Annotated in this window: 13 protein-coding genes; 8 read left to right on the top strand and 5 right to left on the bottom strand. The window is 68.9% G+C overall.

The window, feature by feature from the left end:
- Position 1 precedes the first annotated feature (1 nt).
- From AC2EAL_RS07290 to crtA, 3 genes are read right to left on the bottom strand one after another with little or no spacing between them, the layout of a single operon-like run.
- Positions 2-1,654: a magnesium chelatase subunit D gene (locus AC2EAL_RS07290; protein WP_484723532.1), complete on the bottom strand. Its 1,653-nt coding sequence runs from the start codon at positions 1,652-1,654 to the stop codon at positions 2-4.
- 13 nt (positions 1,655-1,667) lie between these two features.
- Positions 1,668-2,723 carry a magnesium chelatase ATPase subunit I gene (gene bchI / locus AC2EAL_RS07285; RefSeq protein ID WP_484723531.1) on the bottom strand — a complete coding sequence of 352 codons (1,056 nt, stop codon included), beginning with the start codon at positions 2,721-2,723 and terminating at the stop codon, positions 1,668-1,670.
- Entirely contained in the window at positions 2,720-3,442 is a 723-nt protein-coding gene (crtA, locus tag AC2EAL_RS07280; RefSeq protein ID WP_484723951.1) for a spheroidene monooxygenase, read from the bottom strand. Before crtA ends, bchI begins: the two co-directional genes overlap by 4 nt.
- Positions 3,443-3,575: 133 nt before the next feature.
- Here crtA and AC2EAL_RS07275 point away from each other — a divergent pair, with 133 nt between their 5' ends.
- Genes AC2EAL_RS07275 through tspO form a run of 3 tightly spaced genes read left to right on the top strand, consistent with a single transcriptional unit; the run spans position 3,576 to position 6,701 of the window.
- Complete coding sequence (locus AC2EAL_RS07275) at positions 3,576-5,156, top strand: phytoene desaturase (RefSeq protein ID WP_484723530.1); 1,581 nt, start codon at positions 3,576-3,578, stop codon at positions 5,154-5,156.
- Positions 5,153-6,160 (top strand): 15-cis-phytoene synthase, encoded by a 1,008-nt coding sequence (crtB, locus tag AC2EAL_RS07270; protein WP_484723529.1) that lies wholly within the window; start codon positions 5,153-5,155, stop codon positions 6,158-6,160. Before AC2EAL_RS07275 ends, crtB begins: the two co-directional genes overlap by 4 nt.
- 55 nt (positions 6,161-6,215) lie before the next feature.
- Entirely contained in the window at positions 6,216-6,701 is a 486-nt protein-coding gene (tspO, locus tag AC2EAL_RS07265; RefSeq protein WP_484723528.1) for a tryptophan-rich sensory protein TspO, read from the top strand.
- Between the two features lie 36 nt (positions 6,702-6,737).
- On the opposite strand, the gene crtC is transcribed toward tspO, so the two are convergent.
- Both crtC and crtD read right to left on the bottom strand, forming a co-directional pair.
- On the bottom strand, positions 6,738-7,601 hold the full coding sequence (crtC, locus tag AC2EAL_RS07260) for a carotenoid 1,2-hydratase (RefSeq protein WP_484723950.1): 864 nt from the start codon (positions 7,599-7,601) through the stop codon (positions 6,738-6,740).
- Positions 7,568-9,133: a 1-hydroxycarotenoid 3,4-desaturase CrtD gene (crtD, locus tag AC2EAL_RS07255; protein WP_484723527.1), complete on the bottom strand. Its 1,566-nt coding sequence runs from the start codon at positions 9,131-9,133 to the stop codon at positions 7,568-7,570. Before crtD ends, crtC begins: the two co-directional genes overlap by 34 nt.
- A 106-nt stretch (positions 9,134-9,239) precedes the next feature.
- Here crtD and AC2EAL_RS07250 point away from each other — a divergent pair, with 106 nt between their 5' ends.
- The 5 genes from AC2EAL_RS07250 (at position 9,240) to bchY (ending at position 14,843) form a co-directional block, all read left to right on the top strand.
- Positions 9,240-10,103 (top strand): polyprenyl synthetase family protein, encoded by an 864-nt coding sequence (locus tag AC2EAL_RS07250; protein ID WP_484723526.1) that lies wholly within the window; start codon positions 9,240-9,242, stop codon positions 10,101-10,103.
- Positions 10,100-11,212 carry a methyltransferase gene (locus AC2EAL_RS07245; protein ID WP_484723525.1) on the top strand — a complete coding sequence of 371 codons (1,113 nt, stop codon included), beginning with the start codon at positions 10,100-10,102 and terminating at the stop codon, positions 11,210-11,212. Before AC2EAL_RS07250 ends, AC2EAL_RS07245 begins: the two co-directional genes overlap by 4 nt.
- A 131-nt stretch (positions 11,213-11,343) precedes the next feature.
- Complete coding sequence (gene bchC, locus AC2EAL_RS07240) at positions 11,344-12,279, top strand: chlorophyll synthesis pathway protein BchC (RefSeq protein ID WP_484723524.1); 936 nt, start codon at positions 11,344-11,346, stop codon at positions 12,277-12,279.
- Positions 12,276-13,280 (top strand): chlorophyllide a reductase iron protein subunit X, encoded by a 1,005-nt coding sequence (locus AC2EAL_RS07235; protein WP_484723523.1) that lies wholly within the window; start codon positions 12,276-12,278, stop codon positions 13,278-13,280. Before bchC ends, AC2EAL_RS07235 begins: the two co-directional genes overlap by 4 nt.
- A gap of 93 nt (positions 13,281-13,373) precedes the next feature.
- Positions 13,374-14,843: a chlorophyllide a reductase subunit Y gene (gene bchY, locus AC2EAL_RS07230; protein WP_484723949.1), complete on the top strand. Its 1,470-nt coding sequence runs from the start codon at positions 13,374-13,376 to the stop codon at positions 14,841-14,843.
- Positions 14,844-14,888 lie beyond the last annotated feature (45 nt).

The raw sequence follows: 14,888 nt of genomic DNA, 5'->3' as shown, positions 1-14,888 counted from the left end.
CTCAGGCCAGCGTTGCAGCAATCGCCCGGGCGTCGGCGCGGGGCAGCGGAACATAGCGGCTGTTCATCAGGCTGGACAACTGGGCGAGCGCGGGCTGCGGGCGGTTGGCGACATCCAGCGTGACGGCGGCGATGCCTGCGGCGCGGATGGCGGTGGCAATCTGTTCGGCGTCTGCTTGCGCCTGGGCGCGGTCGGGCTGGCCATTGAGGGCGATGTTGGCGCGGCCGTCGGTGAGGAGGGCAAGGCTGGGGGTCATGCCTTGGCGTCTTGCGCGCAGCGCGGTGTCGAGCGCGGTCGCGAGGCCTGAGGCGAGGGGGGTGCCGCCGCCCCCTGGCAGGCCTCGGAGCCGGGCCTTGGTGGTGGTCAGGCTGCGGGTGGGGGGGAGGATCAGTTCGGCCTGTTGGCCACGCAGGACGACAAGGGCCACGTGGTCGCGGCGGCTGTAGGCCTGGGCGAGCATGAGTTCCACCGCGCCCTTGGCTTCGCCGAGGCGGGCCATGGCGGAGGAGCCGGAGGCGTCGACGATGAAGATCAGGACGCGGTCGGAGACTTCCTTGTAGCGCTTCAGGCGGAGGTCGGAGCGGTGGACGATCAGGGCACGGTCGTGCTGGTCGGTCCGTTTGCGCAGGACCTGCCAGGGTGCGGCCTGGCGGAGGGTGGCGACGAGGTCGATGCGGGAGCGGCCATCGGGGCGGCCGGGTCTTGAGGGGAGCGGGCGGCCCCTGCGGTTGCCTGCTTTCGCGGCGCCGGTTCCCGAAGCGCCACGTGCCGCGCGGGTGGCGCGGTCGGACTGGAGTTTCGCCAGGATGTCGGGGGGGAGGGCGGCCTGCGCGGCCTCGATCAGGAGGTCGGCGAGGGACTGGAGGTCTTGTTCTTGCGGCTGGGTGTCTGGCTGGTCGGGTTGGTCCGGCGGCGGCTCGGGGGGCTGGTCGGGTTGGGCTTCGGCTTCAGGTAGCGCGCGGTGGGCAAGGCCGAGTTCGGCGGCCTGGATGAGGTCGTCTTCGGTGACAGTTGGGCGGGCGTTCAGCGCGGCGATGGCGCGGGCGGCGCGGCGGGTGGTGAGGAGGGCCCGGGTGCTGGTGATGCCAAGGCGGGAGGCGAGTTGCGCGAGGGCCTGGGTCAGGTCGTCGGGGAAGGCGACGAGGGGGAAAAGGGCGCGGGCCTTGGCGAGGCGTCTCCGGCCGATTGGGCGCGGGAGGAGGCGGGGGCCGCGTTCGCCGTCGAGAGTGAGGAAGAGGCCAAGGCGGTCGGAGAGGGTGCTGGGGAGGCCCTCGCCATCCTCGGCGGCCTCGTCGAGGGCGATGAGGGCGTGGTGGCCTTTGTCGAGCGCCTGGGCGAGGCGGGCGGTGAGGGATGCGGGGGCGGATTCTGCCATGGGGAGGATCAGGAGGGCCGGGTCGGCGAGGAGGCCCGGGCGATGGACGGGGCGGCCTGCGGCGAGGGTGGCGGCGGGGTCGGGGCCTCCGAGGAGGGCGAGGTCGTCGATCGAGGCCGAGAGGCGGCGCTGGGGGCGGTCGAAGGGGGTTTGCGCCAGGAGCGTCGTGGCAATGTCGCGGACGGGGCCGGCGCGGGAGCGGAGCCAGAGGCCGCCCATGCCCACTGGATCGACGGCGAGGATGCGCAGCGCGAGGTTCAGGCGCGCGAAGTTGTCCATCACCGGGGGTCCATCAGTTCAGCGTTTCGCTGACGGCGCGGGCGACGCGGTCGGAGGCCCCGGCTTCGTCCAAGGGGTCGCGGCGGAGGCGGTGGCCGAGGGACATGGCGGCGACGCGGGCCAGGTGGTCGCGGGTGACTTTGGGGGCGGTCTCGCTGGCGGCGAGCGCCCGGGCGGCGCGGAGGAGGGTGAGCTCGCCCCTCACACCGTCGGAGCCGAGGGCGATGCAAAAGCGCGCGCAGTCTTCCAAGGCGGCGCGGGGCGTCTGGACCTTGGGCAGCGCGGCGCGGGCCTTCAGGATGGTGGCGCGGAGGGCTGCTTCTTCGGGTCCCCAGGTGGCCGCGAAGGCGATGGGGTCGGCCTCATAGGCCTCACGCCGCAGGACCACCTCGACACGGGTGGCGATGTCGCGGGGGGAGCGGACTTCGACGGAGAGGCCGAAGCGGTCGAGGAGTTGAGGGCGGAGGTCGCCTTCCTCGGGGTTGCCGGAGCCGACGAGGACGAAGCGGGCGGGGTGGCGGATCGAGAGGCCGTCGCGTTCGACCACGTTCTCGCCGGATTGCGCGACGTCGAGGAGGAGGTCGACGATGTGGTCTTCGAGGAGGTTGACCTCGTCGATGTACAGATAGCCCCGGTTGGCGCGGGCGAGGAGGCCGGGCTCGAAGGCCTTGACGCCTGCGGCGATGGCGCGTTCGACGTCGAGGGCGCCGGTGACGCGGTCCTCGGAGACGCCGAGGGGGAGGTCGACGACGGGGGTCGGCTTGTCGATGACGGTGGCGTCGGGGATCTGCGCCCAGGCGGGGCATTGGTCCGGCGAGGCGCTGTTGACCGGGCAGGAGGCGACCGCGCGGATGGGGGGCAGGAGGGCGGCGAGGCCACGGACGGCGGTGGACTTGCCGGTGCCGCGGTCGCCGAAGACGAGGACGCCGCCGATCATCGGGTCGATGGCGGTGAGGACCATCGCAAGGCGCATGTCGTCCTGGCCGACGATGGCGGTGAAGGGGAAGGGAGGCTTGGCCCCGCTCGCGGCCTGGGCGGGGGCCTTCTGATTGCGGTGCAGCGCGGTCATGCGGCGTGCCTTTCTGTAGTCCAGGCGTCTGCCAGGGGGTCGGCGCCGTTCCATTTGCCTTGTGCTTCAAGGACATGGAAGCGGGCGTAGAGTTCTTCCGAAAACCAGCCATTGTCCCGCGCGGCCTTCATGGCAGTGGCGTGCGGGCCCATGTGGCGGGCGAATTCGGCCATGCGGGCGGCGTCGGGCCAGATCGAGAAGGTGACCTGGTGGAGGAGCGGGACCTCGCCGATGCCGATCTTGAAGAGGACGTTCTGGTCCGACCCGATGCGGGCCGAGATGTCGGGGACCCGGGACCAGAAAGCGCGGGCGTGCTGCGGTTTCACCGTCGCGCGGGTCAGGGCGGCGATGGGGCCCTGGTGGGCCTGGGCGTCGGTGGTGTCGGTGAGGGGGTTCACGCCCGCCCAACTGCCCCGGGCCGAGAAGGGGGAGAGAAAGACCGTCCAGTCCTCGACCGCCCGGGCGCGCCAGCGGGTGATGACCTTGTGGGTGGCGATGTGGTCGCGCGCGCGAGCAAGGTCCGGCCAGACCGCGAAGATCGCCCAGACGGACCAGTTGGGTTTAGGGGTGAAGCCCTCGCCGGTGCCAGAGCCGCAAAGCTTGACAAAGCGCGCGCCGGACCAGAGGTGCCGGGGACGGGCAAGGGCCATCTGTCCGAACACCCAAAGCCGTGAGGCGGGCGTCGCAAAGCGGAAGACGCTGAGCGTGGCTACGGAAATGAGTCGATCCTCCCAGGCGCGGGTGTCAGGACAAGATTACACTTAATGCGGCGGCAGGGAAGTCAAATCAGCCCTGTTTTGTGCGGCAAAAAACCCAAGTTGTAAATCTGAGTGGACAGTATAGGCTGGGGGAATGACACAGCATCATCGCCTTGGACAGGTTGCCACTCTGCCTCTCGGGACAGCCGGTCAGGGCCGGGCGGTGGTGATCGGGGCGGGGCTTGGCGGCCTTGCCTCGGCGATGCGGCTGGGCGCGAAAGGCTGGCAGGTCACGGTGGTGGACCGGCTGGACCGGCCGGGGGGACGGGGGTCCTCGATCACGCAAGGGGGCCACCGGTTCGACCTGGGGCCCACCATCGTGACGATGCCGCAGACCCTGCGGGAGCTGTGGGCGGTGTGTGGACGGGATTTCGACCGGGACGTGCGGCTGGTGCCGATGGACCCGTACTACAGGATCCTGTTCGAGGACCGGTCCAGCTTTACCATGCGCCCGGGTGACGCCGTGATGGAGGCCGAAGTGGCCCGCCTGTCTCCGTCCGACCTGCCGGGGTTCCGGCGGTTCCTGAAGGACGCCGAGGCGCGCTATCATTTCGGGTTCGAGGACCTGGGCCGCCGGTCGATGCACAAGCTGTGGGACCTGGTGAAGGTGCTGCCGAAGTTCGCCTGGTATCGCGCGGACCGGTCGGTCTATGCCCATGCGGCGCGGCGGGTGAAGGACGAACGGCTGCGGTTCGCGCTGTCCTTCCATCCGCTGTTCATCGGCGGCGATCCGTTCCACGTGACCAGCATGTATGCCCTTGTCAGCCACCTGGAGCGGGAGTTCGGGGTGCACTACGCGATGGGTGGCGTGCAGGCGATTGCCGAGGCGATGGCCGGGGTGGTCAAGGCGCAGGGCGGGGCCGTTCTGCAGGGTGTCGACGCGGATGAGGTGCTGGTCTCGCAGGGCCGGGCCTCGGGCGTGCGGCTGGCCGATGGGCGGGTGTTCCCGGCCGAGGTCGTGGTATCGAACGCGGACCCGGCGACGACCTACACGCGGTTGCTTCGGAAGCAGCCGGTCAGGCGCTGGACCGCGGCGCGCCTGATGCGGTCGCGCTGGTCGATGAGCCTGTTTGTCTGGTACTTCGGGACCAAGGGGACCAAGGGCATGTGGCCCGAGGTCGGGCATCATTCCATTGTCGTCGGGCCGAGGTATCGGGAGCATATCCGCGACATTTTCCAGACCGGGCATCTGGCCGACGACATGAGTCTGTACGTCCACCGGCCTTCGGTGACCGATCCGTCTGTGGCGCCCGAAGGGGACGACACGTTCTATGTCCTGTCGCCGGTGCCGCACCTGGGGCACAAGAACGGGGTGGATTGGGCGGTCGAGGCCGAGCCCTATCGGCAGAAGATGCTGAAAGTGCTGGAAGACCGGCTGTTACCGGGTCTTGCGGGGCGGGTATCGGAAAGCCTGGTCTTCACTCCGGAGACGTTTCGCGACCGGTATCTGTCACCGCACGGGGCGGGCTTTTCGCTGGAGCCGCGGATCTTCCAGTCGGCCTGGTTCCGGCCGCACAATGTGTCCGAGGAGCTGCCGGGCCTCTATCTGGCAGGCGCCGGGACGCATCCGGGGGCCGGGGTGCCAGGGGTGATCGGGACGGCGGAGGTGCTGGCCTCGCTGGTGCCGGATGCTCCGGTTCGGGCGGCGGCACCGCTGCGGATGGCGGCGGAATGATCGCGGCGGAGGACATGGCCGCCTGCCGGGCGATGATCCGCACCGGGAGCCTGTCGTTCCATGCGGCCTCGCGCTTGTTGCCTGCGCGGGTCAGGGACCCGGCGCTGGCGCTTTATGCCTTCTGCCGGGTGGCCGATGACGATGTCGATGAGGTGCAGGACAAGGCCCATGCCGTGCTGCGGCTGCGGGAACGGCTGGACCTGATCTATGCGGGGAGACCCGAGCAGCGGCCCTCGGACCGGGCCTTTGCGGCGGTGGTCAAGGATTTCGACATGCCGCGTGCGCTGCCGGATGCGCTGCTGGAGGGGCTGGCCTGGGACGCGATGGGGCGGCGGTATCACACGCTGGCCGACCTGCATGCTTACAGCGCGCGGGTGGCATCGAGCGTTGGCGTGATGATGTGCGTCCTGATGCGGATACGTGACCCCGATGCGCTGGCACGGGCGGCGGACCTTGGGCTGGCGATGCAGCTGACCAACATCGCCCGCGACGTGGGCGAGGATGCGCGGGCCGGGCGGCTGTTCCTGCCGGTGGACTGGCTGGAAGAGGCGGGGATCGATCCGGAGCGGTTTCTGGCCGACCCCAAGCCCTCACCGGCGCTGGCGCGGGTGGTGCGGCGGCTACTCGCTGTGGCGGACGATCTTTATCATCGCGCGGGGGCGGGGGTGTTCAGCCTGCCGTCGGATTGTCGGTTGGGTATCGCGGCGGCGCGGCACATCTATGCGGCGATCGGGGATCAGGTCGCCAAGGCTGGGCATGACAGCGTGACGGGCCGAGCGCGCACTTCGCGCGGGCAGAAGCTGGTGCTGATGGGCCGCGCGATGGGCTCGGCGGCCTTGACCCATGTGATGCCGCGGCCTGCGCAACTGCACGCGCGTCCGGTGCCGGAAGTGGCCTTCCTGGTCGAGGCAGCGGGCCAGCGCCCCGCGCGGGCGCAGCGGTCCGAGGCGCTGTTGTCGATCCTCGCCCAGCTTGAGGCGCGCGACCGGCGCGGGGCGGTCTAGGGGAACACCGGCGGGGGCGCTGGTGTTTCCCGGGCACAACCGCTAGGATCGCGCCATGGATATCTGGGTCTTCTTCATCTTCCTTCTGGCCTGCGGGCCTGCGGCGGCGACGGGCGCGATGTTCTCGCCCGGGGCCTGGTATGAGGCGCTGAAAAAGCCCAGTTGGACCCCGCCGAACTGGCTGTTCCCAGTGGCCTGGACGACGCTGTACATCTGCATGGCGCTGGCCGGCGAACGGGTGGCGCGGCAAGCTGGCGCGGACCCCACGGTCGGGATGGCGCTGGCGCTGTATGCGCTGCAGATGGGGCTGAACTGTCTGTGGACGCCGGTCTTCTTCGGCCTGCGCCGGATGCGGGCGGGGATGCTGGTGCTGGCGCTTCTGTGGCTGGCCGTGGCGGCGACGCTGGTCGCGTTCTGGCGGGTGGATTGGGTCGCGGGGCTGTTGTTCGTGCCCTATCTGACCTGGGTCACGGTGGCCGGGGCGCTCAACTGGTCGGTCGTGACGCTGAACCCGGAACAGGCCAAGGCTGCGGTTTCTTAAGTCTAAGAATTTTCGACGAAAATTCGGTGGCTGGCGTCACGGCCAGCGCGCCCGGCGCGGGACGCGGACCGCAAGCATCGGTTTCAGAATCGGCTGGCGGAAGCGGGTGAGGTCTAGGGCCTCGTGCATCCCTATCGTGCGTTCGCCCTCGATCTGCGTTTCCACCAGGGCGCGCGAGTAGAAGGGCGCCTCCAAGAGCGACAGGTGTGGGCGGGGTTTCGTCCCGGGATCTGCGCGGGTTTCGCGGCGGACGGCCCAAGGATTCCGGGCAAAGCGGGTGCGCGGGGGGGCGGTCGTCTCAGCGACCCGGCCATCGGGGGTGATTTCCACGGCAAGGTCGAAATGGCGGCCGTCGCGCAAGGTCGCGTCGTAGAAGCACAGCGCGCGGTCCTTGAGCGGGTAGCGGCCCCAGGTCCAGAAGCTGAAGTCGGCCTCAAGCGCCCGGGTGCCGAAGTTGGCATCGAAATAGCCGTGGCCTTTCCACTTGTGGCCTTGGGTCAGGTCGACCTCGATGTCGGCGATGGGGGCGAAGGGGCGCCAGAGATGGGCGCCGTCGGGGGTGAGCCAGACCTCGGTCTGTGTCACGGCGCGGGGGGTGAGGGTGATGCGGCCCCGGACCGGCGTCACCATCGGCGGTGCGCCCCATTCGTTCACCTCGATCACCAGCTGGCGACCGGTCCAGGTGACGGAGGAGGGGCCGATTTCCAGGCGGTCAGGGGACTGCTTCAGTGCCTGCCGTCCCCGGTCGGTCATGGTGAAGCGGCCGTTCAGGCCCGAGGTTACCACGTTCAGGCAGCAGTGGTTCTGCGGATCGCGACGGCCCGACCACTTGTACCAGGGCGAGAAGACCGAGCCGATGAAAGCGATCAGCGAGACGGCCTTTGTCCCGTCGTCAGAGATGCCGTCGACATACCACCAGGCGTAACCGTCCGGCCCGACGGCGAGGCTGAAGTCAGGTCCTGCAACGCCTGTAAGGCGGCTTGCCGGCCGGAGAGCAGCGCCATCGGCACCCCCGCCCCCGGATGCACCCCGCCCCCGGCCAGATAGAGCCCCGGCAGCCCCGTCCGCGCCACCGGGCGTTGGAACGCCGCCAGCGTCCCTTCGGGCGAGGCGCCATAGATCGCGCCCAAACTGGCCGGAAAGCGCGCTGCCAGGTCCTTCGGTCGGGTCAAGGCCTCCGGCCCCGGCGGGGCTAAGAAGGTCAGGCCCATTTGCTCCAGCGCGGGGAAGGTGCGGTCGTGACATGTGCGGTCCTCGTCTGGGTGATTGGGCTGGCCGGAGGGCGCGTTCAGGATGATCTGGAAGCGTTCCGTGGATGGAGTCGGTCCCAGCTCGCGGTCTTGCGCGTTGAGGTAGAGCGTCGGGCTGACCGGCATCCGGCCCTTGCCGATGGGGCCGAACTCGGCCTGCGGATCGGCGGTGAAGAAGAGGTTGTGCTGGAGAAGGTCCTGCGCGCGGGGGCCTTCGGGGGTGGCCGCGAAGGACCAGACCCAGGCGGAGAGGCTGGGTTTGCCGGGGGGCTTCAGGGCGGATTGTGCTGCTTCGCCGAGGTGGCCGTCGGTCAGTGCGCGCGGGTCGCCGTTGAAGACGACGATGTCGGCGGGATAGTGACCCTGGTCAGTTTCCACCAGGCTGACGCGGCCGGACTGCCGGGTGATGCGACGGGCTTGCGTCGCGTAGTGGAAGCGGACGCCGAGGGTTTCCGCGGCGCGGGCAAGGGCTTGTGCCAGCGCCTGGATGCCGTTGGTCACCGCCCAGACGCCTTGCGCCTCGGCCTGCCAGACGAGCGACAGGACGGCTGGGGTGTGGGCGGGGCGGCCGCCGACGTATGTCGCGTAGCGGCCGAAAAGCTGGCGGAGGCGGGGGTCCTTGAAGAACTGGCCCAGCCAGCGGTCGAGCGTCATGCCGGGGAGGAGGGCGGGCCAGAGTTTCGGCTGGCGCAGGGTGGCACGCGCGATGGCCGGAAGGTCCGGCTTTGCGGCGCGCATCACGGGGTGTTCGAAGGCCTGATAGAGCGCACGGGCGGCGGCGTCGAAGCGGGCAAAGCCGTCTGCCTCGGCAGGTCCGGCGAAGGCGCGGATGGCGGCGATGTTGGCCTCAGCGTCGGGGAAAAGGTCGAGGGGGCCGGAGCCGGGCCACCAATGCCGGGCGAGGCGGGGGAGGCGGGTCACTTGGACCTCGGCCTCGGTGGTGGTGTGGGCCAGGGCGAAAAGGGCGTCGACTTCGCATTTCATCGTCAGGACGGTGGGGCCCATCGGGGCGGGGCCGGCCTCGGTCGCGCGGGCGCGGGCCTTGCCGCCGGGCGTGTCGGCGCTTTCCACCACGGTCACGCGGCAGCCCCCGGCGGCCAGCCGGATCGCAGCTGCCAGCCCGCCCATTCCGGCACCGATCACCACGGCGCGGGGCAGGCCTTTCGTGGTCGGGGCAGGCATCGGGGATCGCCTCTTGTCAGCTACGAATGACAACCTAGTGTAAATTCAAGTTTACACATGCCGGTCGCAATGCCAAACTGAATCGACAGGCTTCAGGAGTGCGCCCATGCCGTTCGCCGACCGTATCGAGAAGGCCCTGCACGAAAGCCTTGCCCCCCTGAACCGCAAGGATGCTCCGCCCAAGCTATCGGCGGCGATCCCCTATGCGGTCTTCCCGGGCGGTGCGCGGATCCGGCCCACGATCCTGCTGGCGGTGGCCACGGCCTGCGGCGATGACCGGCCGGAGATCGCGACGGCGGCGGCTGTGGCGCTGGAGCTGATCCATTGCGCGAGCCTCGTCCATGACGACCTGCCCGCCTTCGATGATGCCGACCTGCGGCGGGGCAAGCCGACGCTGCACCGGGCGTTCAGCGAACCCCTGGCAGTCCTGGCGGGGGACAGCCTGATTGTCCTTGCCTTTGAGGTGCTTGCAAGGGCCGGTTCCCACGCTCCGGACCGGGCCTTGGCCTTGACCGGGGCCTTGGCGCGGCACACCGGCGCGCCCTTCGGCATTTGCGCAGGGCAGGCGTGGGAGAGTGAGTCGAAGGTCGATTTGCTCGCCTATCACCGGGCCAAGACGGCGGCGCTGTTCGTCGCGGCGACCCAGATGGGGGCTGTGGCAGCGGGGCAGGAGGCCGAGCCCTGGGCCGAGCTTGGCGACCGGATCGGCGCGGCCTTCCAGGTGGCCGATGACCTGAAGGATGCGCTGTTGACCAGCGACCAGACCGGCAAACCGGCCGGGCAGGATGCGGTGCATCTGCGGCCCAATGCGGTGGCCCAGATGGGGGTCGAGGGCGCGCTGGCGCATATGAAGGACATTCTGGCGGGGGCGATTTCGTCGATTCCGTCCTGCCCGGGCGAGGCGATGCTGGCGGGCCTTGTGACCGCGTATGCGCGCAAGATGACCGTCCTGCCCGAGACCGCGAGATGAACGCCGAGCCGCGCCCGCCGCCTGCGCGGCCCGAGGCGCTGGGGTTCCTGACCCGCCTTGCGCTGTCGCCTGCGTTCCACCGGCTGGCCTCGCGCATCCCCGGCCTGCGCTGGAAGGCAAGGCGCGAGGGGGCAGAGCTGTTTTCCGTCCTCTCGGGCTTTGTGCAAAGCCAGGCGCTGGTCGCGCTGGTCGAGGGGCGGGTGCTGCATTTCCTGGCCTCTGGCCCGATGGACATAGAAGACTTGTCGCGGCGGGCGGCCATACCGCCTGCGCCCTTGCAGGTCCTGTTGAAGGCCGGGGCGGCGCTGAAACTGCTGTCGGGCGACCGGCACGGCCGCTGGCATCTGGCCCCGCGCGGGGCGGCCTTCCTGACCGTGCCGGGGCTGGAGCCGATGGTGCGGCATCATCATGTGCTCTACCGCGATCTGTCTGATCCGCTTGCGTTTTTCCGGGGCCAGACCGAGACCGAGCTGGCCGGATTCTGGCCCTATGTCTTCGGTCCCTTGGCGCAGGAAGATGCCGGGTTGGCGGCGCGCTATTCCCGGCTGATGGCGGAAAGCCAGGTGCTGGTGGCCGAGGATACCTTGCGGCTGGTCGACCTGTCGAAGCGCAAGCACCTTCTGGATGTGGGGGGTGGGACGGGGGCTTTCCTGGCCGAGGTCGGCAAGGTGCATCCGGGGCTGACCTTGTCGCTGTTCGACATGCCCGCGGTGCTGGCGGGGGTGCCTGCTGCGCTGCGCGACCGTCTGGCGCTGCATCCCGGCAGCTTCCGCACCGACCCGCTGCCGCAGGGCGCGGACACGATCAGCCTGATCCGCGTGCTGTACGACCACGACGACGCCAGCGTCGCGGCGTTGGTGGCCAAGGTCCATGCGGCCCTGCCGCCGGGCGGGATGATCCTGGTCTCCGAGCCGATGTCGGGCGGCGACCGGCCTGACCCGGCGACGGATGTGTATTTCGCGATCTACACGCTCGCGATGCGCACCGGGCGGACCCGATCCCTGGCCGAGATCGCCGAGCTCCTGCGTCGCGCCGGGTTCAGCGATCTGCGCCTGCGGCCGGGGGATCGGCCCTATGTCACCTCGGCGGTGACCGGAGTTCGGACCTGAGCGCCGCCTCATCTTTGACCTGGGTCATCGTATGTGTCGAAAAAGTGTCCATTTAGTTTGACATCCTTAACTGTCAGTTTAAACTTACACATAGCGTGGAGCCCACGCTGATTCAGGAAGGCTGCAGACACGTGGACACCAATGCCGTCATCCTATCAGGCCCCCAATCCCTGAGACTGGGACCGGTTGCACTGAAGGCTCCGGTGGCAGGTGATGTAGTTGTCCGCGTGCGGCATTCCGGGATTTCCACCGGCACGGAAAAGCTGTTCTGGCTGGGCACGATGCCGCCCTTCCCGGGCATGGGGTATCCGCTGGTCCCGGGCTATGAAAGCTTTGGCGAAGTGGTCGAGACCTGTGGCGAGACTGGCCTTGCGGTCGGCGACACGGTCTTTGTGCCAGGTGCCAACTGCTATGAGGGCGGGGTGCGCGGGCTGTTTGGCGGTGCCTCGAGCCTTCTGGTGACGCCCGCCGCGCGGGTCGCCAAGCTGGACGGCGGCTATGGCGAACAGGGCGCGCTTCTGGCGCTGGCCGCGACCGCCCATCACGCGCTGGCCGGGGGTGCGTTGCCTGACCTTATCATTGGCCACGGAACCTTGGGGCGTCTGCTGGCCCGGATGGCCGTGGCGATGGGCGCCGCGCCAACGGTTTGGGAGACCAACCCGGCGCGCCGGTCCGGTGCCATGGGCTATGGCACCATCGCGCCCGACAACGATCCGCGCCGCGACTACCGGGTGGTCTTTGACGCGTCCGGCGCGTCGGGGCTGCTCGACACGCTGATGCCCCGGATCGTCAAGGGCGGCGAGATTGTCCTGTGCGGCTTCTACACCGAAGCGATCAGTTTCGCCTTCCCGCCCGCCTTCATGAAGGAGCTGCGGCTGCGGATTGCCTCTGAATGGCAGCCTGCCGATCTAGAGGCGACCCGTCGCCTGCTGGACGAGGGCCGCCTGTCGCTGGACGGACTTATCACCCACCGCAGAGCCGCTGCTGACGCGGGGGCTGCCTACACCACTGCCTTCACCGACCCCGCCTGCCTGAAAATGATCCTGGATTGGAGTGCCGCCGCATGACCCTCGACGTGCCGAACCTGAAGGATTTCGACGCCCGGCTGCGGGATGAAGCCGCCGAAGAGCCCTCCTTGGAGGTGCCGCTGGACCCGCCGTCGAAGAAGACGCAGATCATCGCGATCTACGGCAAGGGCGGGATCGGCAAGTCGTTCACGCTGGCCAACCTGAGCCACATGATGGCCGAGATGGGCAAGCGCGTGCTGCTGATCGGCTGCGATCCGAAGTCGGACACGACCTCGCTTCTGTTCGGTGGCAAGGCCTGCCCGACGATCATCGAGACCTCGACCCGCAAGAAGCTGGCGGGGGAAGAGGTCAAGATCGGCGACGTCTGCTTCAAGCGGGGCGGGGTCTTCGCGATGGAGCTTGGCGGGCCGGAAGTGGGCCGGGGCTGCGGCGGGCGCGGGATCATCCACGGGTTCGAGCTTCTGGAGAAGCTGGGGTTCCACGACTGGGACTTCGACTATGTGCTTCTGGACTTCCTCGGTGACGTGGTCTGTGGCGGGTTCGGCCTGCCGATTGCCCGCGACATGGCGCAGAAGGTGATCGTGGTCGGGTCGAACGACCTGCAAAGCTTGTATGTGGCGAACAACGTCTGCTCGGCGGTGGAATACTTCCGCAAGCTGGGCGGGAACGTGGGCGTCGCGGGGCTGGTCATCAACAAGGATGACGGCTCGGGTGAGGCTGCGGCCTTTGCCAAAGCGGTGAACATCCCGGTGCTGGCAAGCATCCCGGCGGATGACGATCTGCGGCGGAAATCAGCGAATTATCAGATCGTTGGCAGCAATGCCACGCAGTGGGGTCCGCTGTTCGAGATCCTTGCGAACGCTGTCGCGGATGCCCCGCCGCTGCGGCCGAAGCCGCTGACGCAGGATGGCCTCCTCGGCCTGTTCGATGCCGAGACGACGGGATCGAACTTCGTCCTGGAGCCCGCCTCGGACGCCGACATGCGCGGGTCTTTTGCCGCCGTGAAACCCAGCCTGGAAGTGGTCTACGACAATGTTTGACCTCGACGCACTCGCCAAGATCGACGAAGCGCTGAAGGCGCTGCGGGAGGGTCGCAAGTGACCGACCACCCCGCCACCAATCCGGTCGACGGAATGGGCTGCCACGCGGGTGCGGGGCAGATGGCCGAGGCCGCGCGGGCGGCGGGGAATTCCGAGGTGCTGGACCGCTATGCGGCGGACTATCCGCAAGGCCCGCACGACAAGCCGCAGTCGATGTGCCCGGCCTTCGGCTCGCTGCGCGTGGGCCTTCGGATGCGGCGGGTGGCGACGGTGCTGTCGGGGTCGGCCTGCTGCGTCTATGGCTTGAGTTTTGTGTCCCATTTCTATGGGGCTCGGCGGTCGGTCGGGTATGTGCCGTTCAACTCGGAGACGCTGGTGACCGGCAAGCTCTTCGAGGACATCCGCGATGCGGTGCATGAGCTGGCGGACCCGGATCGCTACGACGCGGTGGTGGTGACGAACCTCTGCGTGCCGACGGCGAGCGGCGTGCCGCTGCGGCTGTTGCCAAATGAAATCAACGGCGTGCGGATCATCGGCATCGACGTGCCGGGGTTTGGCGTGCCGACCCATGCCGAAGCGAAGGATGTCCTCGCGGGGGCAATGCTGGCCTATGCGCGGTCGGAGATCGAGGCGGGTCCTGTGGCGGCTCCGGCTCAGGGGCGGAGCGACCGGCCTACGGTGACCCTGCTGGGCGAGATGTTCCCGGCCGACCCGATGATGATCGGCGCGATGCTGGCCCCGATGGGGTTGGCGGCGGGGCCGGTGGTGCCGTGCCGCGAGTGGCGCGAGCTTTATGCGGCGCTGGATAGCGGTGTCGTCGCGGCGATCCATCCGTTCTACACGGCGGCGATCCGCGAGTTCCAGGCGGCTGGGCGGAAGATCGTGGGGTCTGCTCCCGTGGGGCATGACGGGACGATGGACTGGCTGGCGGCGATTGGTGATGCCTATGGCGTAGCGGCCGGGCAGGTCGCGGCGGCGCAGAATGCGTTTGGGCCTGCGATCAAGGCGGCATTGGTGGCGAACCCGATCAAGGGGCGGATCACGCTGTCGGGCTATGAGGGTAGCGAGCTGCTGGTGGCCCGCCTGCTGATCGAAAGCGGGGCCGAGGTGCCGTATGTCGGCACCGCCTGCGCGAAGAATGAATGGTCCTTGGCGGACCGGGAGTGGCTGGAAGCCAAGGGCTGCGTGGTGAAGTACCGCGCGAGCCTGGAGGATGACCTGGCCGCGATGGAGGCGTTCAAGCCGGACCTGGCGGTCGGGACGACCCCGGTCGTGCAGAAGGCGAAGGAGCGGGCGATCCCGTCCCTCTACTTCACCAACCTGATTTCGGCGCGGCCCCTGATGGGACCGGCGGGGGCGGGGTCGCTGGCGCAGGTGGTGAACGCCGCGATGGGCAACAAGACCCGGATGGAGGGTATGAAGGCCTTCTTCGAAGGGGTCGGAACTGGCGACACCTCGGGCATCTGGGAAGGTGCGCCGAACCTGCGGCCGGACTTCCGGGCGATCCATCAGAAGAAGCTCGACAAGGCCGCCAAGGCTGCGAAGGCGGAGGAGATGATATGACCCGCCGCGACGATTTTTCTGCGAAAAATCGGGGTTTCGATCCTT

This window comes from Tabrizicola sp. T74, assembly GCF_057219935.1.
Note: the sequence above shows the minus strand (reverse complement) of the source record. Positions and strands in the feature narration are given on the sequence as shown.

Bases quoted from the DNA above. Each gene is read 5' to 3' on its own strand.
- crtD (WP_484723527.1), bottom strand. From the start codon at position 9,133: ATGCCTGCCCCGACCACGAAAGGCCTGCCCCGCGCCGTGGTGATCGGT.
- crtB (WP_484723529.1), top strand. From the start codon at position 5,153: ATGATCGCGGCGGAGGACATGGCCGCCTGCCGGGCGATGATCCGCACC.
- AC2EAL_RS07290 (WP_484723532.1), bottom strand. From the start codon at position 1,654: ATGGACAACTTCGCGCGCCTGAACCTCGCGCTGCGCATCCTCGCCGTC.
- AC2EAL_RS07235 (WP_484723523.1), top strand. From the start codon at position 12,276: ATGACCCTCGACGTGCCGAACCTGAAGGATTTCGACGCCCGGCTGCGG.
- bchI (WP_484723531.1), bottom strand. From the start codon at position 2,723: ATGACCGCGCTGCACCGCAATCAGAAGGCCCCCGCCCAGGCCGCGAGC.
- AC2EAL_RS07250 (WP_484723526.1), top strand. From the start codon at position 9,240: ATGCCGTTCGCCGACCGTATCGAGAAGGCCCTGCACGAAAGCCTTGCC.
- tspO (WP_484723528.1), top strand. From the start codon at position 6,216: ATGGATATCTGGGTCTTCTTCATCTTCCTTCTGGCCTGCGGGCCTGCG.
- AC2EAL_RS07245 (WP_484723525.1), top strand. From the start codon at position 10,100: ATGAACGCCGAGCCGCGCCCGCCGCCTGCGCGGCCCGAGGCGCTGGGG.
- AC2EAL_RS07275 (WP_484723530.1), top strand. From the start codon at position 3,576: ATGACACAGCATCATCGCCTTGGACAGGTTGCCACTCTGCCTCTCGGG.
- bchY (WP_484723949.1), top strand. From the start codon at position 13,374: ATGGGCTGCCACGCGGGTGCGGGGCAGATGGCCGAGGCCGCGCGGGCG.